18 protein-coding genes are annotated in these 22720 nt (G+C 70.5%); 2 read left to right on the top strand and 16 right to left on the bottom strand.

Annotation, left to right across the window (positions count from 1 at the left end; translation table 11 throughout):
• Window positions 1-11: 11 nt before the first annotated feature.
• Window positions 12-983 carry a 3-oxoacyl-[acyl-carrier-protein] synthase III C-terminal domain-containing protein gene (locus LNW73_RS33565; RefSeq protein ID WP_250992590.1) on the bottom strand — a complete coding sequence of 324 codons (972 nt, stop codon included), beginning with the start codon at window positions 981-983 and terminating at the stop codon, window positions 12-14.
• 308 nt (window positions 984-1291) lie between these two features.
• Window positions 1292-2809 (bottom strand): PucR family transcriptional regulator, encoded by a 1518-nt coding sequence (locus LNW73_RS33560; protein ID WP_250992589.1) that lies wholly within the window; start codon window positions 2807-2809, stop codon window positions 1292-1294.
• A 703-nt stretch (window positions 2810-3512) separates the two neighbouring features.
• Between LNW73_RS33560 and LNW73_RS33555 the strand changes: the two genes are divergently transcribed.
• Entirely contained in the window at window positions 3513-5588 is a 2076-nt protein-coding gene (locus LNW73_RS33555; protein ID WP_250992588.1) for an RICIN domain-containing protein, read from the top strand.
• 122 nt (window positions 5589-5710) lie between these two features.
• Entirely contained in the window at window positions 5711-6328 is a 618-nt protein-coding gene (locus LNW73_RS33550; protein ID WP_250992587.1) for an LPXTG cell wall anchor domain-containing protein, read from the top strand.
• An 80-nt stretch (window positions 6329-6408) separates the two neighbouring features.
• Here LNW73_RS33550 and LNW73_RS33545 read toward each other — a convergent pair whose 3' ends face one another.
• The 14 genes from LNW73_RS33545 to LNW73_RS33480 form a co-directional block, all read right to left on the bottom strand.
• Entirely contained in the window at window positions 6409-6783 is a 375-nt protein-coding gene (locus LNW73_RS33545; protein WP_250973917.1) for a hypothetical protein, read from the bottom strand.
• A gap of 77 nt (window positions 6784-6860) precedes the next feature.
• Window positions 6861-7295 (bottom strand): roadblock/LC7 domain-containing protein, encoded by a 435-nt coding sequence (locus LNW73_RS33540; protein WP_250973918.1) that lies wholly within the window; start codon window positions 7293-7295, stop codon window positions 6861-6863.
• Window positions 7296-7332: 37 nt separating this feature from the next.
• On the bottom strand, window positions 7333-8097 hold the full coding sequence (locus LNW73_RS33535; protein WP_250992586.1) for a transcriptional regulator: 765 nt from the start codon (window positions 8095-8097) through the stop codon (window positions 7333-7335).
• Window positions 8094-8498 carry a hypothetical protein gene (locus tag LNW73_RS33530; RefSeq protein ID WP_250973920.1) on the bottom strand — a complete coding sequence of 135 codons (405 nt, stop codon included), beginning with the start codon at window positions 8496-8498 and terminating at the stop codon, window positions 8094-8096. The genes LNW73_RS33535 and LNW73_RS33530 overlap by 4 nt, the downstream gene beginning before the upstream one ends.
• Before the next feature lie 190 nt (window positions 8499-8688).
• Complete coding sequence (gene araD, locus LNW73_RS33525) at window positions 8689-10410, bottom strand: L-arabinonate dehydratase (protein ID WP_250992585.1); 1722 nt, start codon at window positions 10408-10410, stop codon at window positions 8689-8691.
• Window positions 10407-11312 (bottom strand): dihydrodipicolinate synthase family protein, encoded by a 906-nt coding sequence (locus LNW73_RS33520; protein ID WP_250993121.1) that lies wholly within the window; start codon window positions 11310-11312, stop codon window positions 10407-10409. Before LNW73_RS33520 ends, araD begins: the two co-directional genes overlap by 4 nt.
• A 53-nt stretch (window positions 11313-11365) precedes the next feature.
• Window positions 11366-12016, bottom strand: coding sequence for a GntR family transcriptional regulator (locus LNW73_RS33515; protein WP_250992584.1), 651 nt, complete (start codon window positions 12014-12016; stop codon window positions 11366-11368).
• A gap of 182 nt (window positions 12017-12198) precedes the next feature.
• Complete coding sequence (locus tag LNW73_RS33510; protein ID WP_250992583.1) at window positions 12199-15432, bottom strand: LamG-like jellyroll fold domain-containing protein; 3234 nt, start codon at window positions 15430-15432, stop codon at window positions 12199-12201.
• 82 nt (window positions 15433-15514) lie between these two features.
• Complete coding sequence (yjfF, locus tag LNW73_RS33505) at window positions 15515-16525, bottom strand: galactofuranose ABC transporter, permease protein YjfF (protein WP_374118248.1); 1011 nt, start codon at window positions 16523-16525, stop codon at window positions 15515-15517.
• Window positions 16522-17646: an ABC transporter permease gene (locus tag LNW73_RS33500; protein ID WP_250992582.1), complete on the bottom strand. Its 1125-nt coding sequence runs from the start codon at window positions 17644-17646 to the stop codon at window positions 16522-16524. The genes yjfF and LNW73_RS33500 overlap by 4 nt, the downstream gene beginning before the upstream one ends.
• Window positions 17646-19175, bottom strand: coding sequence for a sugar ABC transporter ATP-binding protein (locus LNW73_RS33495; RefSeq protein WP_250992581.1), 1530 nt, complete (start codon window positions 19173-19175; stop codon window positions 17646-17648). Before LNW73_RS33495 ends, LNW73_RS33500 begins: the two co-directional genes overlap by 1 nt.
• Before the next feature lie 99 nt (window positions 19176-19274).
• Complete coding sequence (locus LNW73_RS33490; RefSeq protein ID WP_250992580.1) at window positions 19275-20315, bottom strand: ABC transporter substrate-binding protein; 1041 nt, start codon at window positions 20313-20315, stop codon at window positions 19275-19277.
• A gap of 103 nt (window positions 20316-20418) precedes the next feature.
• Window positions 20419-21924 carry an L-arabinose isomerase gene (gene araA, locus LNW73_RS33485; RefSeq protein ID WP_250992579.1) on the bottom strand — a complete coding sequence of 502 codons (1506 nt, stop codon included), beginning with the start codon at window positions 21922-21924 and terminating at the stop codon, window positions 20419-20421.
• The gene (locus tag LNW73_RS33480; protein WP_250992578.1) at window positions 21921-22718 is read right to left on the bottom strand and encodes an L-ribulose-5-phosphate 4-epimerase; all 798 of its coding nucleotides are present in this window, start codon (window positions 22716-22718) and stop codon (window positions 21921-21923) included. The genes araA and LNW73_RS33480 overlap by 4 nt, the downstream gene beginning before the upstream one ends.
• Between the last annotated feature and the right edge of the window lie 2 nt (window positions 22719-22720).

Here is a 22720-nt window from a genome sequence, read left to right as displayed (position 1 = left end):
GCTCGTCCGGCTCACGCGGCGAAGGACTCGGTGGCCTGCAGGATCACGCACTGCCAGTTCAGGCCGAATCCGGCCATCACGAGCGCGACGTACTGACCAGGCCGCAGCCGGCCGGAAGCGATCAGTTCCGCGAGGTTGATGATGTTGTCGGCGGAGATGACGTGCCCCACGTCCCGCATGGACGAGAAGAAGACCTTCCCGGCGTCCACCCCGAGCAGCCGGGCCAGGATCTGCCAGGCCTTGTCGTTGGTGTTCTGGGTGACGACCCAGTCGAGGTCCGCGGCCGACAGCCCGGCCCGGGTCAGGGTCTCGCGCACCAGCCGGTGGGTGTACGCGAAGTACATGCCGACCGTCTCGTCGTCATCCGCCTGCCCGAGGCCGCCGTTGGTGATCTGGTGTGCCGTCACCAGGCGGAACGCGGCGGGTTCCCGGCTGACGACACAGGCCGCCGCGCCGTCGGAGATGAGGTTGTAGGCCTGCTCGTACCGGGCACCCGCCGGGAAGCGGTCGGCCGTCACGCACAGCACCCGCTCCCAGTCCGCCTCGGCCCGGAGCATCGCCCCGGCCAGCCGCAGGGAGCCCAGCATCGCCGTGCACGCCTGCTGGTTGAGCCCGATGACGACGGCCTTCCCGAGCCCGAAGTCGGCCTGCAGCCGGCCGGCGGGAAAGTCCATGAGGTGCTTCACGTCCCGGCTGCGCTCCCACGCCGCCGGGTCTCCGGCGTTGCCGTTGCCGGGCAGACATGTCGCGTAGACGATCGCGTCCACGTCGCCCAGCCGGCCGGAGTCGGCCAGCTGCGCGGTGACGTTCCTGGCCAGGTCGTAGGCGCCGGTCGTCGGCTCACAGACGTGGTGCCAGCGGAAGCCGGCCGACTCCAGGTCCTGCGCCGAGGACATCAGGTGCCCCGCGGCGCCGGTCTCGCTGACATGGGCTTTGCGTTCGCCCAGTGCGTGGACGAACGAGTCGACGAATACGTCGGTCACAGCATCTCTCCCAGCAGGCACTCGGGGACCATGGGCCGTGCCGCGGTCCTTGCCGTCCGCCGCGCTGCGGACGGGACCATCGGCCCGAGAGGGTCGGCCGCTCGTCTGGAAGCCGGGCCATGAACCGGCGGTGAAGCCGGCCACGTGTGCGTGTTCCCCCGCCTCCAGGGTCCCGTGCGCCGGCACCGGAGTCGATGGCCGCCCGCTGCGGATTGCCGGTACCTGGCTGTGCGCCGAGCACAACGCACCAGGTCAGGAGCGGAACACGAGGCCGGAACGGTCAGGAGCGGCGCATCGTGTCGGGGCGCTCATGGGCAGCGCACGGCCACCAGGGCCATCCGGCAGGCGAGTTGGTGCCGGTCGTCGTCGAGCATGCTGCCGGTGAGCGCCTCGATGCGGCGCAGCCGGTTGAGCACGGTGTTGCGATGGCAGTGCAGCTCGTCCGCGGCCCTGGCCGCCGAGCAGCCGCCGCGGAACCAGGCGTCCAGGGTGGCGAGCAGCAGGTCCCGCTCCTCCTGAGGGCAGTCGAGCAGTCTGCCGAAGGTGTGGCGGGCCAGCCGCTGGGCGACGTGCGGGCTGGTCACCACGAGGGCTTCCAGCAGGTGGTCGTCGAAGGCCGCGACGCCTTCCGTGGCCGCCGGCAGGGTCTGCAGGGCGGTCTCGGCGCAGTGATAAGCAGTGGCGATGTCGGAGAGGCTGTCGACCTCGCAGGAGATGCCCACCCGCCGGCCCACGCCGGCCGAGAGCGCTTCGACCAGCCGCCCCAGCGAGGTGCTGCCCAGTTCCAGCAGTCCGATGTGCCGGTCGGTACGCCGGCGCCAGACGGCCAGCACCGCGTGGGAGGGCAGGGCATGACGCAGCGCGCGCGGGGTCCCGCTCCCGAAACCGTCGGCGTCGCGCTCCCCGCTCGGCACCGTCCCGTCGGCCATGGCGATCACGACGAACCGGCCGCGCGCCGGAAGGCCGAGAGTCACCTGCGCCTCGGCCGCGACCACCGGCTCGACGCCGCGGCCCTCGATCAGCGCGTCGATCACCGTCTCACGGCGTTCGGTGCTGCGGCGCTGGGCGTCGGCCTCCGCCACGCGGTGCCCCTCGACGAACGCCTGCGAGTAGCTGTCGAGCGCGTCCCACACGGGGCCGCTCTCGTCGAGGAGCCGCTGCAGCACCTCCGGGGACAGCGCCCGGGCCTCGTCGAACAGTTTCTCCCAGAGCAGTTGGGTGGCCAGCCGGTGGACGCGGAGCAGGGATTCGACCGACACGCCTTCCTGGGCGCGGTAGTGTCCCCATGCCATCGGGACCGCCAGCGGGTTGCTGTCGGCGGGCGGCTTGCCCGCGAGGATCCGCAGGAAGCCGAGGACGTTCTCGTGGAGGGAACGGCGTATTTCGGACCCTGGTACGAGCTCCAGATGCCGCACTCCCCTGCCCAAGGTCAGTTCCATGAGCTCTTCGACGAGGTGGGGAAGTTGTCTCAGCAGGCCCTCGGCGAGGCCGCGCACCACCGGGGTGGGGCCGCCGCTCCTGTCCCCGTGCGGCGAGGGGGGCCGCAGCAGCTCCGCGTGGCCTCCGGGCAGGGTGGATCCTTGGACAGTGCTCTGAACTGCGCTCTGGGCGGCGCTCCGGGCGGAGGTGAAATCCGCGTCGACCGCCGGATGGGCGCGGCCCGGTAACTCCGCCGGCCGGCCGTCGCGGGTCCTGCCCGGCGGTCCCGCCGGGATCCGGACTTCCGGGGAGGCGGACGCCTCCTGCGCGGTCGTCTCCCGCGAGCCGGGATACGACCTGTGCCCCACGTGCTGCTTCCCCACGGACGCGGTACCCCTGGTGGACATCGACATGGCCCCTCCGGTCGTTTCAGCGGACGGCGACGGCGCCTTCGCGCACGCGCCTCGGACGACTGCCGGCCGGCGGGCCCGGTCGCGCGGTGCTCGGCGCGGCACCCACCAGGGCTGCACCGCCGTGCCCACCAGCGGCGGCCGGGATCACCGGGCCACTGACCGTTTCGTCGGGAAACGCAACGGGGGCACAAGGCTGTACGGCATCCGACCGGGCGGTTCCCACCCACGGACGCCCGAGCAGTCTCGCAGCATGTTTATCACCCTCTGGAACAACGAAGTTACCGAACGGTATCGAACCAGCCGCATCCTGCGACGGGATGCGCTACGTTCAACTGACGCCGGTTGCGCGCGGGGTGACGCCCCCTCCGCCGCTGCCTCCGCCGCTCGCGCCACGTCGCCGCGCGGTCGCGGTTTCGGCGAAGCCTAAGGATTCCTAAAGCCGACCTCATGTTCCTGTGAAGGTTCCGGCGCCGCAGTGCCGCCGAGGTTTGCTTTCCGGCGGTCTAGACCTCTGGTGCAATGTCACTGCAATACCCGGGGCGAGGCAACGCTCCTCGCCCATGACCGTGCGTCAGTTCGGCCCATCGGCGCCCCATCGGCAACTTTCGCCCCTCCTATAGCAACGAAACCCGGGTGGATGAACGGGCGTTCGATGTGGCAGTGTCCCGCCGCAACGCAGTCCAGACCCAAGGATGGGATGAACTTGTTGCAGCTCAACGATCGAGGCGAGCACCGGCGCCGCTCGGCGGCCAAGAGACGGACGCTCCTCGCCATCGCGCTGGCCTCCGCCACGCTGGTCGCCGGTGGCGTCACCGCACTCGCCACCACGGGCGGCATCGGCGGCACGAACACCCAGCAGGTGGACTCCGCATCCCCGCAGGCGCTGGACGACGTTCCGCCCGACGAGCCGCGCAAGGGCATGGTGTACAAGGGCCTGGAAGCCGCCCCCGAGGACAGCTCGTGTGTCGGCGGCTTCGAGGTCGAGGGCGTCAAGCAGTGCACGCACGGCCCCGACTCACCGCCCAAGGGCGTGGACATCACCAAGGACACGCCTCCGGCCGTCAAGGCGGCCGTGGTGTCCTCCATACCCAAGGCCGGCGCCGGCAGGGCCCCGGGCGGCGCCGAGTTGCTCTCGGACGTGCCGGCCACGCTGGACGCCGCCCACCCCGGCAAGGCCATCGCGTCGGCACCGCCCGCCTCGACGGGCGCCACCGGCACCGCCGCCAAGAGCGCCGCGGCGCAGGACGCGGCGTCGGCCGTGATCTGTGACGGCGACGGCTCGACCGGCAACCGCGTCCAGGTCGTCTACGCGCACGGCCCCGGCGCGAACCGGTTCGCCGAGTACCTGCCCTCGTTCAAGAAGTGGGCCCACGACTCCGACGTCATCTACAACGCGAGCGCGACGGAGACCGGCGGTGTGCGGCACATCCGCTACGTCACCGAGTCCGACTGCACCGTCGCGGTACTCAACCTCGAAGTGCCGGCTTCCGCGATGCAGGACTTCAGCGCAACCAACCAGGCGCTGGCGGCGCAGGGCCTGAACCGCCGCGACCGCAAGTACATGATCTTCGCGGACTCCAACGTCTACTGCGGCATCGGCAGCTTCGCGGGTGACGAGCGTCCCGGCCCGGAGAACTCCAGCAACTTCGGCCCCTCCTACGGCCGGACGGACTCCGGCTGCTGGGGAGGTTCGACGCCCGCCCACGAACTCGGCCACAACCTCGGCGCGGTCAACAACAGTGCCCCGCACACCAGCCGTGGCGGCCACTGCGTCGACGAGTGGGACATCATGTGCTACTCGGACACGCCGTACTACCCGCAGATGCAGATCCACTGCCCGAACCGCAGCAGTGACGACCGGCTCGACTGCAATCACGACGACTACTTCAACACCAACCCGCAGCCGGGCAGCTACCTGACGACGCACTGGAACATCGCCAACAACCAGTTCCTGCTCAGCAACGGCGGCAGCAACCCCAATCCCAACCCGACGCCGAGCCCGACACCGTCCCCCACCAAGACGGCCGGTCCGACGCCGAACCCGACCACCACCACGACGCCGAACCCGACGACCGGTCCTGATGTCGTCGTGAGTCAGGTGACCCAGAACTCCGCGGTGCTCACGTGGAAGCCGGCCACCGGCGCCACCGGGTACGACCTGCTGCTGGACCAGAGGGCCATCGGCAACGTCAAGGCCACCACCGTGCGCGTGGTCAGCCTGAAGCCCGGCACGCAGTACAAGGTCGCCGTCGCCGTGCACGGCGCGGACGGCAAGGTCTCCGCACCCGGTCGCCAGGCGGCGTTCCGTACCCAGCCGGCCGGCGGAACGACGGCCGGCCCGGTCGAGCCCGGCAAGCGGTACCTGATGCTGAACAGCTTCACCGGACAGGCCGCCGACATGTACGGCTCCTCCCGGGCCAACGGCGCGGTACTCATCGGCTACCAGCGGCACGGCTACACCAACCAGCAGTGGCTGTTCGAGAGCGTCGGCGGCGGCTACGTCCGGGTCAAGTCCGCGGTGTCCGGCAAATGCCTGCAGATCGGCGGGAAGCCGGTCGCGGGTCAGTGGATCGCCCAGCAGCCGTGCGGCACCGCCGCATCGCAAGCGTGGAAGATCACCGCCAACGCCACCGGCTACACGCTCGGCGTCAAGGGCTCACCGCTGGTCCTCGGCGTGAGCAACCGCGACTACTACGGCGGGGCGTTGCTGGAGCTGCAGCAGCCCGGCAACCAGGCCTGGCAGCGCTGGACTTTCCAGCAGTCCACGTCCTGACGACGGCCGAAACCTCATGAACTGACGGGCCCGCCCCACCGGGCGGGCCCGTCAGCACTCCTGTGGGCCCGCCCGCCGCCCGTCCCGCCGTGTCTCCCGACCCTCCCGAAAGCCGGTCCCCGATGCACCTCCCGTCCCTCCGCCTGCTCCGGCCGCTCACGGCCGCACTGCTGATCACCCTCGCCACCCTGCTGTCGCTGCTGTCCACGAGCCCGGCGTCCGCCCATGGGGACACCATCCACCTGGAGATCACCGGCAACGCGGAGGGCCGCCTGACGGTCACGGCCACCTGGGACGAGGACCACCACCCCGTGGACGAGAAGGTCGCCGCGACACTGCAGGCGACGGCGGCGGACGGCAGGCAGGTCGGGCCGTGGGCCCTCACCCCGCTGGACATGGCGCAGGGCACCTACACCGTCGCCGTACCGCTGCCGCCCGGCACCTGGCAGATCGCGGCGGAGTCCGCGTTCCCGGCCATCGGCGCCGGAAAGACCACTCTCAAGGTCACAGCCGTTCCGGGCCGCCCGGCACCCAGCACGTCCGCCACCACGCCCGCTCCCCCGGTCTCCGCCGCGCCGGCCCCCAGCCACCCGGCCGCCCAGCCGACCGCGGCCGCCGACACCGACGGTTCCGGTTCGTCGTCCACCCTGCTGCTGGGTGCCGCCGCCGCGGGAGTCGTCCTGGCGGCCGGCGCCGCGCTCCTGATCGTCCGCCGGCGCCGGTCCGGCAGCCAGGCGTAGTGCCGGAAGCGCGGCGGCGCGGCTCTCCACGACCGCAGGACGGGAGCCGACCGCTGTGCGGCCCCCGTCGCGGGCGGTCGTCAGACCTCCAGGTCGGCCTCGATCTTCCTGAGCTGATGCCTGGCCATCGCCAGGTTGGCCCGTCCCTTGTCCAGTGCCAGGTAGAGGAAGAGGCCGTTCTTGCCGCGTCCCTTGATCAGCCGGATCAGGTGGTACTGGCTGCCGAGGGTGATGAGGATGTCCTCGATGTCGTCCTTGAGGCCGAGCATCTCCATGGTGCGCACCTTCGCGCGCACCACGTCGGTGTTCCCGGCGGCGGCGACCGTCAGGTCGAGGTCCTTGCCGCCGCCGATCGTGCCCAGTGCCATGCCGCTGGTGTAGTCGACGAGCGCGACGCCCAGCGTGCCCTCGATCGATGTCGTCGCTTCCTTGAGGGAGGTCTCGATGTTCGTCATGAGCGGGTACTTCCTTCCGGTCTTTGCGGTGGTGTGCAGTGGTCTGCTGTGGGTGATGCGTCGGAACGGTGGTGCGGTCAGGTGGTCTCGGGCCGGATCAGCGTGCTGTCGGTCAGTTCGGCGATGCGCGCACTGCACCGGCGGGCCTCCAGGTGGAGTCGGCCCACGTTGGCGTCCGTCCCGGCCCATGCGGTCAGGACGACGGAGACGCCCGCCGCATAGGTGGCGACATAGCCCTGCTCGCCCCTGACCAGCAGCTCCCGGAACGCGCCCCGGTCGGTTCCGTCCGCCAGGCGGAGGGCGACCGAGAGCACGGCGGCGCTGAGCGCGGCGACGGTCTCGGACTCCGGGGTGGGAAGGTCCTGGGCCAGCACCAGACCGTCGATACTCGCCGCGAGCACGCCGGTGAGGTGGGGAACGCGGGCCCGTAACCTCCGGAGCTCTTCCAGGACATCGGCCTCCGTCGCCATCAGCTGTCTCCTTTCGGCGCGCTGTCTCAGTGCGCGTCTCATGACGGCGTTGCCGGTGCCTCATGGGCGGGCCGGAAGATCACAGGGTTGCCTCCAATGCGTCACGCAGTCGGCGCAGCAGGGATATGTCGGGGTCCGCGGACAGGTCCGCGACCCAGGCCGGGATGGGGGAAGGCTCGGCCGCCGCCGATCGGCGGGGTGTCCGCAGATGCCCGGCGGCGGCCAGCCGGCGCACGTCGACGAGGGTGTGGAAGGCGGGACGGCCCAGGAGCCGGGCCATCGTGAACGGGGTCCGTACGCCGTCCGCCAGTTCCAGGACGGCGCGCTGCCGCCGGGTGACCGCGGGGTTGTCGGCCGCCCGGTCGCGGACCACCGGCGCGCTGTCGACTTCGGGGTGCGGCCAGATCCCGTCCAGCAGCTCCTGCCGCCGCCGGGTCTCACGCTCGACGACCTCGGCACGCAGCGGTCGCACCGGCCCGAACCAGTGGGTGGCTCCGTAGCGGAAGCGGGTCGGGCCGGTTCTGGGGGCGAGCGCGAAGAACGCGGCGTCGAAGACCGCGCCGAGATGGCAGATCTCCAGCTCCCCGCTGGTGAGCAGGTTGCTCTCGACGAGGCTGCGCCCGACCCGGCACCGTGCCCCCGCCCGGTCGATGGTCTGCTGCCACTCCGCCGGGGAGAGCCGGCGGCGGGCGAGCAGCAGCACGTCGACGCCGGGTGCCGCGGGACTCTCGGCGTGGACGACCTCTCCGTCGAGCAGATAGACCGTGCCCGTCTCCCGCAGCAGGGCGCCGGTGGCCCGGTCTCCGGCCATGCGGACCAGCATCGAGGGGTTCAGCGCTCTCATCCGAGCACCAGGCGCTCGGCCAGTCCCTGGAGCCGGAGCCGGGCAAGGGCGAGATTTCCCTCGTCGCGGTCGAGCCAGAGATGGAAGAACACGCTGCTGTCGAAGGTGGTGTCGACGAAGCGCAGCAGGTGATAGCTGGTGGGGGTGGTGACGATGACGTCCTCGACGGGCGATCCCTTGGCGCCCTCGGCGTCGCCCTGGTTCCCGGCCGGCGCGAAGGCGGTGTGTTCGGCGGCCATCCGGGCCAGTTCGGCCGTCTCGACCGCCGTGGTCTCGTAGTCGTTCGTGGGGGATACGCCGAGAGTGCCGAGCGCCAGTCCCGTGGTCCACTCGACGACGGCGGCTCCCCGTGCACCGGGCAGACCCATCGCTTCGAGTAAGCACTCATCGATTCCGGGCACGCGGATTCCCTCTCGGTTCGCGGCAGTTGAGGACCCCAACTGCACTGCGGTGACCGTGAGACTACGCACGGCGATGCCCTGGATGCGGACGTAAGATGATTTCCCGCGAAAACACGCAGCGTTGGACTATGATCCGCCCTTGCCAGACGCATAGTCGATCGACGGGCGGGAAAGCGACGCCTCCGGACGATCAGCCCGCGTAGGGCTCGGGCACTTCCCCGGGCCCGGCCAGGAAACGGAAGTCGCAGCCGGTGTCGGCCTGGGTGATCTGTTCCTGGTAGAGGGCGCCGTAGCCGCGTGAGAAGCGGGGCGGTGGCGGCTGCCACTCTGTGCGGCGGCGTGCCAACTCGGCGTCGTCCACCTCCAGGTGGAGTCGTCGCGCCTGCACGTCGAGGGTGATCAGGTCACCGGTGCGGACGAGTGCGAGCGGGCCGCCGACGTACGACTCGGGTGCGATGTGCAGGACGCAGGCACCGTAACTCGTGCCGCTCATCCGGGCGTCGGAGATCCGGACCATGTCCCTCACCCCCTGCTGGAGAAGGTGGTCGGGGATCGGCAGCATCCCGTACTCGGGCATCCCGGGGCCGCCGAGCGGACCGGAGCCGCGCAGGACCAGGACGGTGTCGGCGGTGATGCCCAGGCCCGGGTCGTTGATGGTGGCCTGCATCGTCCGGTAGTCGTCGAAGACCACGGCAGGACCGGTGTGCTTGAGCAGTTGGGGATCGGCGGCGATGTGCTTGATGACGGCGCCGTCCGGACAGAGGTTGCCGCGCAGCACCGCGAGGCCGCCCTCGTCGGCGAGTGGGTTGCCGCGGGGGCGGATCACGTCCGGGTTGTGGACGCGCGCGCCCGTGAGCTGCTCGCGCAGCGTGGGGTGCGCGACCGTCGGGCGCTCCAGATGCAGGACGTCCGTGAGCTGCGCGAGGAAGCCGGGCAGGCCGCCGGCGAAGTGGAAGTCCTCCATCAGATAGCGGCCGCCCGGGCGCAGGTTCGCCAGCACCGGCACCGTGCGGGCGATGCGGTCGAAGTCGTCCAGGGTCAGCTCGACGCCGGAACGGCCGGCCATCGCGATCAGATGGATCACGGCATTGGTGGAGCCGCCCAGGGCGAGGACGGTGGCGACCGCGTCCTCGTACGCGTCACGGGTGAGGATCCGCGACAGCTTCAGGTCCTGCCGCACCAGCTCGACGATGCGCGCTCCCGAGGCGGCAGCCATCCGCTCGTGACCGGAGTCCACCGCCGGGATCGAGGACGCGCCGGGCATCGTGACACCCAGCGCCTCGGCGGCGGCCGTCAGCGTCGAGGCGGTGCCCATCGTCATGCAGTGGCCGGGGGAACGCGCGAGCCCGTTCTCCAGTTCTGCCAGTTCGGCGTCGCCGATCAGCCCGGCGCGCCGGTCGTCCCAGTACTTCCACATGTCCGTGCCGGAGCCCAGCACTTCATTGCGCCAGTGTCCGGGCAGCATGGGTCCGGCCGGGACGAAGACGGCCGGCAGGTCCATGCTGGCCGCGCCCATCAGCAGCGCCGGGGTGGACTTGTCGCAGCCGCCCATCAGGACGGCGCCGTCGACCGGGTAGGAGCGCAGCAGTTCCTCGGTCTCCATGGCGAGGAGGTTGCGGTAGAGCATCGGCGTCGGCTTCTGGAAGGTCTCCGAGAGCGTGGACACCGGGAACTCCAGCGGGAAGCCGCCCGCCTGCCACACCCCGCGTTTCACCGCCTGGGCGCGTTCCCGCAGATGGGAGTGGCAGGGGTTGATGTCGGACCAGGTGTTGAGGATCGCGATCACCGGCTTGCCGAGGTGCTCCTCGGGGAGATAGCCGAGCTGCCGGGTGCGCGCCCGGTGGCTGAACGAGCGGAGCCCGTCGGTGCCGTACCACCGGTGGCTGCGCAGTTCACCGGGAGACTTCCTCATATCGCCCAGTCCTTGATGAGTGCCGCGACCTCGGCGCGCTGCGCGTCGGGCAGCTCACGGCTCGGCGGCCGCACTTCGCGGCGGCACAGGCCGAGTGCGGCGAGTGCCTCCTTCACAACGGTCACGTTGTTGGCGGACTGCTGCGCGGCGCGCAGGTCCTCGAAGGGGCGGACCTGTTCCCAGACCTTCATCGCTCCCGGATGGTCTCCGGCCCGCAGGGCCGTCAGCATGCCCAGCGAGACGGACGGTGCGACGTTGACCAGGCCGGAGGTGAACCCGGTGGCGCCCATCGCCCAGTAGGCCGGCGCGTACAGCTCCGCGAGTCCTGCCACCCAGACGAACCGGTCGAGCCCGGCGTCGCGCGCGAAGGCCCCGAAGCGGGCTGCGTCCGGCACCGCGTACTTCGCGCCGATCACATTGGGGCACAGGTCGCCGAGCAGTGCCATCCGGTCGCCGCCGAGGAGCGGGTTGCGGATGTAGGGCACCACGCCCAGTTCGGGAACGGATTCGGCGATGGCGCGGTGGTAGTCCACCCATCCGTCCTGTGAGACATAGGGATGGACGGGCTGGTGCACCATCACCATCTGCGCGCCGTGGTCGCGCGCGTGCCGGGCGCCGGCGACGGCGGTCGGCACGTCGTGTCCCACTCCCACCAGGACGGCGGCCGGTCGCCGCGCGGTCTCGGCGAGCGTGTCCTCGACGACGGTGAGGCGCTCCTCGGGGGCGAGTGCGTAGAACTCACCGGTGTTCCCGTTGGGCGTGAGCGTCCGGACGCCGCCGTCCAGCAGCCTGCGCAGCAGAAGCCGGTACGCGGCCCGGTCGATCGCACCGTCGGCGTCGAACGGGGTCACCGGAATCGCGACGACGTCGGCGAGCGCGGCCCGCAGTGCGGCGCGGTCCATCGGTGCGGAGCCGGGCGTCGGTTCGGGGCGGGGTGTCGGTTCGGAGCGGTCCATCAGGCTCCCGCCTCCTCGTGGTCGGGGAACGCGCGGCGGACGAAGTCCGAGATGTGGGTGTGCAGCAGCCCGGCGGCGCCGTCCGCGTCGCCGGCGAGCGCGGCCCGCAGGATCTCCTGGTGCTCACGGGCCTCCTGCTCCCAGGAGGGGGAGGCCGCCCAGGCGACTGTCGACACCAGGGCCGCCTGGTCACGCACCTCGTCGAGCATCCGCGTCAGGAGCGGGTTGCCGCAGGGGAGGTAGAGCGCCCGGTGGAAGTCGCGGTTGGCGAGGCTCCGGTCGGCCCGGTCCTCCGCGCCCCCGGCCCGCACGAGCGCGTCCTGCGCCGCCGCCAGGGACTCCTTCCTGACGATGCTGCGGCGCAGCGCCTCAGGCTCCAGCAGCAGCCGCACGTCGTAGATCTCCCGCGCCATGGCCGCGTCCACGGTCCGCACCGTGACGCCCTTGTACTGGCTCATCACGACGAGGCCGGTGCCGGCCAGCGTCTTGAGCGCCTCGCGCACGGGGGTCTTCGAAACGCCGAACTGCGCCGCCAGATCGGCCTCGACGAGTGCCTGTCCCGGACTCAACTGCCCGGTGAGGATGCCGTGCTTGATCGCCTCCTGCACGTACTGCGTCCGGGAGGGGATCGGGGCGGGAGGGGAGGTCATATGCGCTCTCAGATCTCAGATATCGCGTCTCATATATGACGTACGAAGTACGACCCAATGAAAGTTAGAGCCGCGCCGGAGGTCCGTCAATGCTGTGAGCGGATGTGAACAGAACTGATTCCGCGCCCGGGCGTCGGCCGGCCGGTGAGGGTCGGCCGACGCCGTCAGGGACGTGCTTCCGCTCAGCCGATGGTGAGCTGGGTGACCGAGTTGGCCGGGAAGGTGCGGGTGAAAGTGGCTCCCAGACCCGTCACCGCTGTGGTGACCGGGACGATGTGGCGGGGATCGGTGAGGGTGTTGGTGTCGGACGGATGGGCGGAGGTCAAGGTGACGGCGGTACCGGTGGTCGGGACGGCCGCGCCGGCGCCCGTCAGACGGACGGTGATCGACTGCGGATTCCCGCCCGGGTTCACGACGGTGATGTAGTACTTCCCGGTGCGGGACGAGCGGCTGACCACCTGGTTGACGGTGCTGGTGCCGCTGTAAGAAGCGGTCAGGATCTGGTCGCCGTGTGCGGCGGCCATCATCTGCTGGACGTAGGCGCTGGGAGAGTTGTAGCTGGTCGAGGCGTCGAAGGCGATCAGGTTGGTGTTCCACTGGACGCTGTTCACGTTGGCCAGCAGCGGGGCGTACGCCTCCATCGCCACCACATCGGAATTGCGCTGCAGATTGGTCAGCCAGGACGCGTCGCCGATCGCACCCGCCAGCGTCGGGGTCGGCCGGCCGACCTGGGAGGCCCACTCCCCCTCGAACACCTTCGGGCCGCTGCGCGAGTAGGTGTCGTAGGCGTTGGCGTTCGCGTTGAACCAGCCGGGCGAGCGGTAGTTGTGCAGATCCACCACATCGGGAGTGCGTGCGGAGACGGCGGTGGTGGCGATCAGCTTGAGCGCCGGGTAGGCGGCCCTGATGGCATCGTGGAACTGTGCGTAGCGGCCGTTGGCGCCGTCATAACTGCCGGTGGTGTCGAACCAGTCCTCGTTGCCGACCTCGACGTACTGGAGGGAGAACGGCGCGGGATGCCCGTCGGCGGCGCGCCTGGCACCCCATTTCGTCGTCACGTCGCCGGTGATGTACTGGATCTCGTCCAGGGCGTCCTGGACGTACGGGGCGAGCTGGTCCAGCGGTACGACATCGTGCTGCAGGGAGTAGCCGGCGTAGACCCCGAGGACGGGCCGGGCGCCGAGGTCCTCGCACCATTCGAGGTATTCCAGCAGGCCGAGGCCGTCCGTGGACCAGTAGCCCCAGGGGTCCTGGTGTCCGGGCCGGGTCTCGGTCGGGCCGAGGGTCTTCTTCCAGTCGAAGCGTTCGGCGACCGTGTTGCCTTCGAGGTAGTTGCCGCCCGGCAGCCGGATGAAGGAGGGATTGAGGGCCTTCATCTTCTCCATCAGATCGACCCGCAGTCCGTTGGGGCGGTTGTTGTAGGTGGGTGGGAAGAGCGACACGTTGCTCAGCCACAAGGTGGCTCCCGCGGCACTCTCGGAGGAGAGCACGAAGCGGTTGGCGGAACCGGTGGGAGCGCCGGCCGCGGTGGTCAGGCGGACGGTGTACTTCTTCCAGGCCGTGGTCGGAGCGGGGATGGTGGCCGTCGCGTAGGCCGTGCCACCGGTGCTCTCCAGGGAGAGCTTGAGCGGTCCCGTGAAGCCCGGGGCGGCCTTGGCGTACAGCGAGGCGGTGTAGGTGGTGGACGGCTTGACCGGGATACCCCAGAAGCCGCTGTTCGCGACGCCCGCCCGGTTGCCCGGCGAGGCACCTGTCAGGGAGACCTTCAGCGACCGGGTCAGCGCGCTGTTGAGGGGATTCGCGGTGTCCAGCGCGATGCTCGCCGAGCCGCCGGTGGAGCCGACGGCGGACCAGGAGGTAGGACTGCTGGAGGTGGCCATCAGCGAGCGGTTCTGCAGCAGTTCGCCGTACAGGCCGCCCTCGCCGGAGTGGTTGATGTCCTCGGTCATCAGGCCGAAGAAGTCGCTCGGCAGCGCGTGCGCGGCGGTGGCAGCGTTGACGGAGAGCGTGCCGTTGCCCTGGCCCAGGAGGGTCTCCAGCTCGGGAGCGGTCACCGGATGGTCGTAGATCACCACATCGTCGATGGCGGCGTCGGCGAAGTCGACCGGGGTGCCGTTGAACCTGCCGCGGCCGACCGCTGTGCCCGCCGCGGCCTTCCACGGGGTGGTGTACGCGACCGTGGACTGCAGGATGCCGTTGACGTACAGCCTCAGCCGGCCGGACGCGTTGTCGCTGACGCCGGTGAGGTGGTACCAGGTGCCGGTGGTCGGGGCGGCCGTCGCGTCGGCGTGGTGGACGGTGGCGGTGGAGCTGTCGGACGCCAGCCGGGTGAAGGCGAACTTTCCGGTGTCGCCGCGCAGTTGGAGGTAGCAGCCGGAGACGGCGGTCCCGTCGAGGCTCGCGAAGGTCTGGTAGCCGGTGAGGGAGTTGAGCCTGACCCAGGCCGAGACCGAGAAGGACTGCGAGGTGTCCGTCGCGGCGGCGCCGGTGGTCGCGGACGAGGCGGCCGTCCCGTTGGACCGCAGCGCGTACGCACCGGCTTTGCCGGTGGTCCAGGCGGCCGTCGCGCCGAGGGTGAGCGGGTGGCCGTGGCCTGAGCTGTCCGCGGCGGAGGTTCCGGTGCCCGCGTCGAACGCCCAGTGCGCGGGCTGGTCCAGCGCGGTCACCTCGGACGCGGCCAGGGCGCCGGTGTAGAACCGCAGGTCGTCCACGCCTCCCTCGAGGTGGTCCACCGGATTCCCGGCGTACTTGCCCCGGCCGGCGAAGGCGTGCCCGGTGGCCTTCCACGGAGTGGTGTACGGAACGGCCGTCTGCAGTTTGCCGTTGACGTACAGCGACAGCGTGCCGGCGGCGGTGTCCTGGACACCGGTGAGGTGGTACCAGGAACCGGCGGCCGGACTGTCGCCGGAGGCGGCGACGGCCGCCGTCCCAACGGTGTCGGAGGGCAGCCGGGCGAAGGCGAACGTCTCGGTGTCGCCGCGCAGTCCGAGGTAGAAGCCGCTCACCTCGGCGCCGTCGATGCTGACGGCGGTCTGGTAGCCGTCGGTGTTGTCGAGCTTCACCCAGGCGGAGACGCTGAAGGAGCCGGAGGTGTCGACGATCGGGGCGCCGAGGTCGATGTTGCCGGTGCCGGTGCCGTTCGTCGCGACGCTCCCGGCGCCCACCTGCCCGGCCGCGTGGCTGGCTCCCGCCGCGAGAGTGCCCGGGTGGGCGCCGCCGGAGTCGTCGGCCGCGGTACTGCCGGTGGCCTCGTCCAGCGCCCAGTGCCCGGCGAGGGCGGTGGCCGCGGCGGCGGGGGTGGCCGCGAGCGGGACGAAGCCGACGGTGAGGAGTGCCGCGCTCGTGGCGAGGGCGGCAGCGGTACGGAGCCGTTGCCGGAGATGACGGCCTGGTCGATGGGACCGGGTGAAAGGCATGGGTCTCCCTTGAAAGGTGGTGAAGGGCGGATTCCATGGCGCGTGGGGTGCGGGACGGGCCGCGGGGCGGCCGGTCGGTCGGTCAGGCTCGCCGGCGGGACGTCATCAGGCGCTGCAGCAGGACGAAGGCGAACAGCAGCGTGCCGACCGCGATCTTCGTCCACCAGGAGCTGAGCGTGCCCTCGAAGGTGATGATGGTCTTGATGACCCCGAGGACGAGCACGCCCAGCAGGGAGCCCAGGACGTAGCCGGAGCCGCCGGCCAGGATCGTCCCGCCGATCACCACGGCGGCGATCGCGTCGAGCTCCGTGCCGACCAGGTGCAGGCTGTACCCGGACAGCGTGTAGAGCGTGAACAGCACTCCGCCCAGGGCCGAGCACAGCCCGCTGACGGTGTAGGCCCGGATCACCGTCCGGCCGACCGGGACCCCCATCAGCAGCGCCGACTGCGCGTTGCCGCCGACCGCGTACACCGCCCGGCCGAACCTCGTGTAGTGCAGCGTCAGGAACGCGACGGCGACGACGCCCAGCGCGATGACCACCGACCAGGAGATGAACACCCCTCCGGGGAAGGTGACATGGGACTGCGCCAGGGTGGTGAAGACCGGGTCGTCGATCGGGATCGCGTTGGTGCTGATCAGGTAGCACAGGCCCCGGGCGAAGAACATCCCGGCCAGCGTCGCGATGAAGGGCTGCACCTCGAAGTGATGGATGGCGTAGCCCATGGCGCCACCGATCAGGGCGCCGGCCGCAAGGACCAGCGGGATGACCAGGGCCGGCGGCCATCCGTGCCGCTCGACGAGCGTGGCGCACAGCATCGTGGAGAGCGCGGCGACGGCTCCGACCGAGAGATCGATGCCGCCGGTGAGGATCACGAACGTCATGCCGGCGGCGATGACCAACAGGAACGCGTTGTCCACGAAGAGGTTGGCGATGGTCTGGCCGGCCAGGAAGTCCAGGTAACGGTAGTTGCCCGCTTCGAGGGTCAGCGCGAACAGGACAGCGGTGGCCATGACCGGGACGTAGTCGCGGTGCTGGGCCAGGAAGGTGCGGACGCCGCGGCCGGCGGCGGCGCGGGGCTGGGTCGCGCTCACAGGGTGGTCGCCTCCTTCGGGCTCTGGGCGGCGTTGGCCGGTGTGTTGCTCCGGGAGGTGCCGGTGCTCGTCGCGGTGACGTCCGGGCGGGCGCCGCCGGTATCCGGCCGGCGGGGCGGTTTGCGCGACAGCACCTTGGTGCGGAACGCCGGGGACTGCAGCAGACAGACCGCCATGACGACCAGCGCCTTGAACACCAGCGTCGTCTCGGGCGGCACCCCCACGGTGTAGACCGTGGTGGAGAGCGTCTGGATGACGAGGGCGCCGATGGCGGTCCCGCCGAGGTGGAAGCGGCCCCCGGTGAGCGAGGTTCCGCCGATGACCACGGCGAGGATCGCGTCGAGCTCGATCCACAGGCCCGCGTTGTTCCCGTCGGCGGCGGCCACGTTGGAGCTGATCATCAGTCCGGCACCGGCCGCGCACAGCGCGCAGAACGCGTAGACCGCGATGGTGAGGCCCCGGGCCCGGATTCCGACCAGCCGGCTGGCCTCCCGGTTGCCGCCGACCGCTTCGAGCAGCAGCCCGAGTGCGGTGCGCCGGACGACAAGACCGGTCAGTACGAGCACCGCAGCGGCGATCACCACCGAGAGCGGGAGGCCGAGTTCGTACCCGCCCCCGATCAGGTGGTAGGGCTCACTGTTCACCGTGACGATCCGGCCGCTGGTGATCATCTGTGCGACGCCGCGCCCCGCGACCATCAGGATCAGGGTGGCGATGATCGGCTGCATGCCGATCCCGGCGACCAGCACGCCGTTCCACACCCCCAGGGCGATGCACACGCCGAGTGCGAGCAGTACCGCGACGACGACGCCACCCACGCTCCGCTGGTCGGTGAGCTCGCTGATGTTGAGGCAGGCGACGGCTCCGGAGACGGCGACGACGGCGCCGACCGACAGGTCGATCCCGCCGATGGCGATGACCAGGGTCATACCGAGGGCGACCAGCAGCAGCGGGGAGCCGAGCCGCAGGATGTCGACCAGGCTGCCGAAGAGGTGGCCGTCACGGATCCGGATCGAGAAGAAGTCGGGGGTGTGGACGACATTGGTGACCAGCAGGGCGGCGAGCAGCGCCAGCGGCCAGAACAGCCGGTGGGCGGCCAGCCTGGTGATGAGGGGCGGCATCAGTGGGTCCCTCCGGTCGCGATGGTCTCCATCAGCCGGTCCAGGGTGAGTTCGGCGGTGTTGGGCAGTGTCGCCACGAGCTCGCGGTCGCGCAGTACCGCGACGGTGTCGGACAGGCTCAGCACCTCTTCGAGTTCGGCGGAGACGTAGACCACCGCCATGCCGTCCGCGGCGAGCGAGGCCACCAGCCGCTGGATCTCGGCCTTGGCCCCGATGTCGATGCCCCGGGTCGGTTCGTCGAGGATCAGCAGTTTCGGTTCGGTGATCAGCCAGCGGGCGAGCAGCACCTTCTGCTGATTGCCGCCGCTCAGGTTGCGGACGACCGCCTCCGGGTCGGCCGGGTGGATGTGCAGGGCCGCTGTCCAGTGCGCGACCAGCTCCTCCGTCCGGCGGGCGGGGAGTGCTCTGGCCCAGCCGCGGGCGGCCTGGAGGGCGAGGACGATGTTCTCCCGTACCGTCAGATCAGGGATGATGCCCTCGCTCCTGCGGTTCTCCGAACAGAACGCGATGCCCCGCCGGACGGCGGCGCGGGGACTGCGCAGGGTGGCGGTCCGGCCGTCGACGGTGAGACTGCCGGTGTCGGCGCGGTCGGCGCCGGCCAGCAGCCGGGCGGTCTCCGAGCGTCCCGCGCCGAGCAGCCCGGCGAGGCCCAGTACCTCCCCCGGGCGCACAGCGAGGTCGAACGGCGCGATGGCGCCCTTACGTCCGAGTCCGCGCGCCTCGGCGAACGGGGCCCCGGCCGGCCGCTCGCGGTCGCCCCGGCCCCGGTCGGTGAGTTCCCCCAGCTCCTGCCCGAGCATCGCCGACACCAGCTCGATCTGCGGCAGGTGCGCGGTGCGGTACTCACCGACGAGACGGCCGTCGCGGAGCACGGTGATCCGGTCGGACACGTCGTAGACCTGGTCCAGGAAGTGCGTCACGAACAGGATCGCCACGCCCTCGCCACGCAGCCGGCGGATCACCGTGAACAGCTGGGCCACCTCCTCGCGGTCCAGGCTGGAGGTGGGTTCGTCGAGGATCAGCACCTTCGCCCGGATGTCCACGGCGCGGGCGATGGCGACCATCTGCTGCAGGGCGAGCGGAAGGGTGTCCAGCGGCGCGCGGACGTCGATCTCCAGGTCGAGCCCGGACAGCAGGTCACGGGCCCGCCGGCGCAGTTCGGACCACATGATGCGGCCGAACCTGCGGGGCTCGCGGCCGAGGAAGATGTTCTCCGCGACCGACAGGTTGGGGCAGAGGTTGACCTCCTGGTACACAGTGCTGATCCCGGCCCGCTGCGCCTGCAGCGGCCCGGCGAACCGGACCGGGACGCCGTCCAGCGTGACGGTCCCGGCTTCGGCCTCGTGCACTCCGGTCAGCACCTTGATGAGGGTGGACTTCCCGGCGCCGTTCTCGCCCATCAGGGCGTGCACCTCACCGGGATACAGGTCGAGTCCGACTCCGGCGAGGGCCCGGACGCCGGCGAACTCCTTGGTGATGCCGGTCATCCGGAGGACGGGTTGAGCGGGGCTGAGCTGCGGCGTCGACATGGGAGCTCCTCTCCTCGGGCCGCTTGTCGGCTCCGGCCGGGTCCGGGGCGCCCACCTGGGGCGCCCCCGTCCCGGATCACCGGAACGGTACCGGCGAGATCAGTACTGCCGGTTGGGGAGTTCGGCGGCCGCCTTGTCCTTGGTGAAGACGCCTTCCTTGGACTCGACCCGGGCCGGCACCTCGGCCTTGTCCTTGAGCTTCCGCACGAGGTCCATGACCTGCGGCCCGATCAGCGGGTTGCACTCGACGACGACCTCGATCTTGCCGTCGACCATCGCCTGGAAGGCGTCCTTGACCCCGTCGATCGAGACGATGCGGATGTCCTTTCCGGGCTTGAGACCCGCCTCCTCGATCGCCTGGATGGCACCCATCGCCATGTCGTCGTTGTGCGCGAAGAGCACATTGATGTTCTTGTGCGCCTTCAGGAAGGCCGTCATGACCTCCTTGCCCTTGGCACGGGTGAAGTCACCGGTCTGGTCCGCGACCAGCTTGAACCGGGGGTCCTTCAGGACCAGGCCCTCGAACCCCTTCTTGCGGTCGATCGCCGGGGCGGAACCGGTGGTGCCCTCGAGCTCCGCGATGTTCACCGTGCCGGTGCCGCTCTTCTCCGCGTCGAGCAGCCACTGACCGGCGGCGGTCCCCTCCTTGACGAAGTCCGACCCGATGAAGGTCTTGTAGAGGGACGTGTCCTGGGTGTCGATCGCCCGGTCGGTGAGTATCACCGGGATGCCGGCGGCCTTGGCCTCCTTCAGTACGGTGTCCCAGCCCGTGACGACCACCGGTGAGAAGCCGATGACGTCCACCTTCTGCTGGATGAAGGTGCGGATCGCGGCGATCTGGTTCTCCTGCTTCTGCTGCGCGTCGGAGAACTTGAGCTCGAAGCCGGCGGTTTTCGCCGCGTCCTGGATGGACTTGGTGTTGGCGGCGCGCCAGCCGCTCTCGGATCCGACCTGGGAGAAACCGAAGACCAGCTTCTTGGCGCCGTTCGCGTCCGTGCCGCTGCCGGCGGGGGCCTTCTTGCCCGCGCCGCAGGCGGCGAGGGAGAGGCACAGCGCCGCGGCCAGCACGGCCGCGGCGGCACTGCGCGTACGCAGTCGTGGGTGACGGGGTCTTGCCGGGGTGGAGGCGGTGAGGGACATCGTGCACTCTCCTTCGAGCCGGGGAATTCCCTGCGATGTATGACCGGGGTGGTGCGACTGCGGTGGTGCGACTGGAGTGGTTCTGCGGTGAACAGGAAGCCGCTCAGAAACCTCGTGCCAGCCGGTGGTACGCCTGGTTCCAGCGGATCTCCTGGCTGAACCGCCGGATGGTGGTCCCCGCGTCGATGACGAGGAGTTCGGCCCCTGTCATCTCCGCGAGATCCACGAGCTCTTCCGTCCCGATGGCGCTGGAGAGCACGGTGTGGTGCGGGGCGCCGGCCGTGAGCCACGCCTCGGTCGACGTCCGCAGGTCGGGCTGCGGCTTCCATACGGCGTGCGCCACCGGAAGGTTGGGCAGCGGCTCCGCGGCGGCGACCAGGTCGATCTCGTTGGCGACCAGCCGGAACCGGTCCCCCATGTCGGCGAGCCCCACGACGACGGCCGGGCCCGGGGCGGCCTCGAAGACCAGCCGGACGGGATCCTCCCGGCCACCGATGCCCAGGGGGTGGATCTCGCACGAGGGCACCTCGGCGGTGATCGACGGGCAGACCTCGAGCATGTGCGCACCGAGGATGACTTCCTGCCCGGCCTCCAGGTGGTAGGTGTAGTCCTCCATGAACGACGTCCCACCGGGCAGACCCGCCGACATCGCCTTCACGGTGCGCAGCAGCGCGGCGGTCTTCCAGTCCCCCTCACCGCCGAAGCCGTAACCGTCGAGCATCAGGCGCTGGACGGCCAGACCGGGCAGCTGGCGCAGCCCTCCGAGGTCCTCGAAGTTGGTGGTGAACGCCTGGAAACCGCCGTCGGTGAGGAACTCCCGCATGCCGAGTTCGATCCGCGCCGCGTACCGCAGCGCGTCGTGCCGCTCCGCTCCGGAGCGCAGCTCGGGCGCGACCCGGTACGTCTCCTGGTACTCCTTCGTCAGCTCGGTGACGTCGGCGTCGGTCACCGCGTCGACCACGGCGACGAGGTCGTTGACGCCGTAGGTGTTGACCGAGACGCCGAACCGCAGCTGTGCCTCGACCTTGTCGCCCTCGGTGACCGCGACGTCCCGCATGTTGTCGCCGAACCGCGCCACCCGCAGGCCGCGCAGCGCGGCGTGACCGGTCGCGGCACGGGCCCAGGATCCGATCCGCAGGGCCACCGACGGGTCGCTGACGTGTCCGGCGACCGTCTTGCGGGCCACTCCGAGACGGGACTGGATGTACCCGAACTCGCGGTCCCCGTGCGCCGCTTGGTTGAGGTTCATGAAGTCCATGTCGATGGAGCCCCACGGCAGCGCCCGGTTGGCCTGGGTGTGCAGGTGCAGCATCGGCTTGCGCAGCGCGTCGAGGCCGGCGATCCACATCTTGGCCGGGGAGAACGTGTGCATCCAGGCGATCACGCCGACGCAGTCGTCGGCGGCGTTGGCGTCGAGGCAGACCCGCCGGATCGCTTCCGCGTCGGTGAGTACGGGCAGCCACACCACCCGGACCGCGATGTCCGGCCCGTCGTTGAGTGCCTCGGCGATCTGCTGGGACTGTTCGGCGACCTGCCGGAGGGTGTCCGGCCCGTAGAGTCCCTGGCTGCCGGTGAGGAACCAGACTTCGCGGCCTTCGAGCGACTTCATTCCTGCACTCCTTCACGGCCGGCGGGCTGCTGGCCGTATACGTTCTGATAGCGGTCGTAGAGCGAGTCGATGTCCGGTGCGGCGATGCCCACCGGTTCTCCCAGCTGTCGGGAGATGTGGACGGTGCGGGCGACGTCCTCGCACATCACGGCGGCTTTGACGGCGGCCTTCGGGTCCTTGCCGATGGTGAACACGCCGTGGCTCTGCATCAGCACGGCGGGCGAACGGTGGCCCTTGAGGGTGGCGACGATGCCCTGGCCGATCGAGTCGTCGCCGATCAGCGCGAACGGGCCGACCGGTATCTCCGCGCCGAACTCGTCCGCCATCGCGGTGACGACGCAGGGCACCGCCTCACCACGCGCCGCCCAGCCGGTGGCGTACGTGGAATGGGTGTGCACCACGCCCCCCACTTCGGGCATGTTGCGGTAGACGTAGGCGTGGGCGGCGGTGTCCGAGGACGGGTTGTGCGTACCTTCGACGACCTGCCCGTACAGATCGCAGACGATCATGTTCTCGGGAGTCAGATCGTCGTAGGACACACCGCTGGGCTTGATGACCATCAGGTCGTGTCCCGGCACGCGGGCCGAGACGTTGCCTGCGGTCCACACCACGAGCTGGTAGCGGACGAGATCCTGGTGCAGATCGCTGACCTGCTGCCGTATCCGGCCGATCGCGGGGTCGGTGAGGGCGGTGAGCGCGGTGAGGGATGCGGTCCCGGGGTCGGCCATGGGCTCGGTGCGGGGGTCCTCGGTTGCGCGCTCGGTGCGGGGGTCGTCGGTTGTGCGCTCGGTCATGA

The organism is Streptomyces sp. RKAG337 (assembly GCF_023701715.1).
Taxonomy (GTDB): Bacteria; Actinomycetota; Actinomycetes; order Streptomycetales; family Streptomycetaceae; genus Actinacidiphila.
The sequence above is the reverse complement of the archived record's forward strand: the minus strand, read 5'-3'. Positions and strand labels throughout refer to the sequence as shown.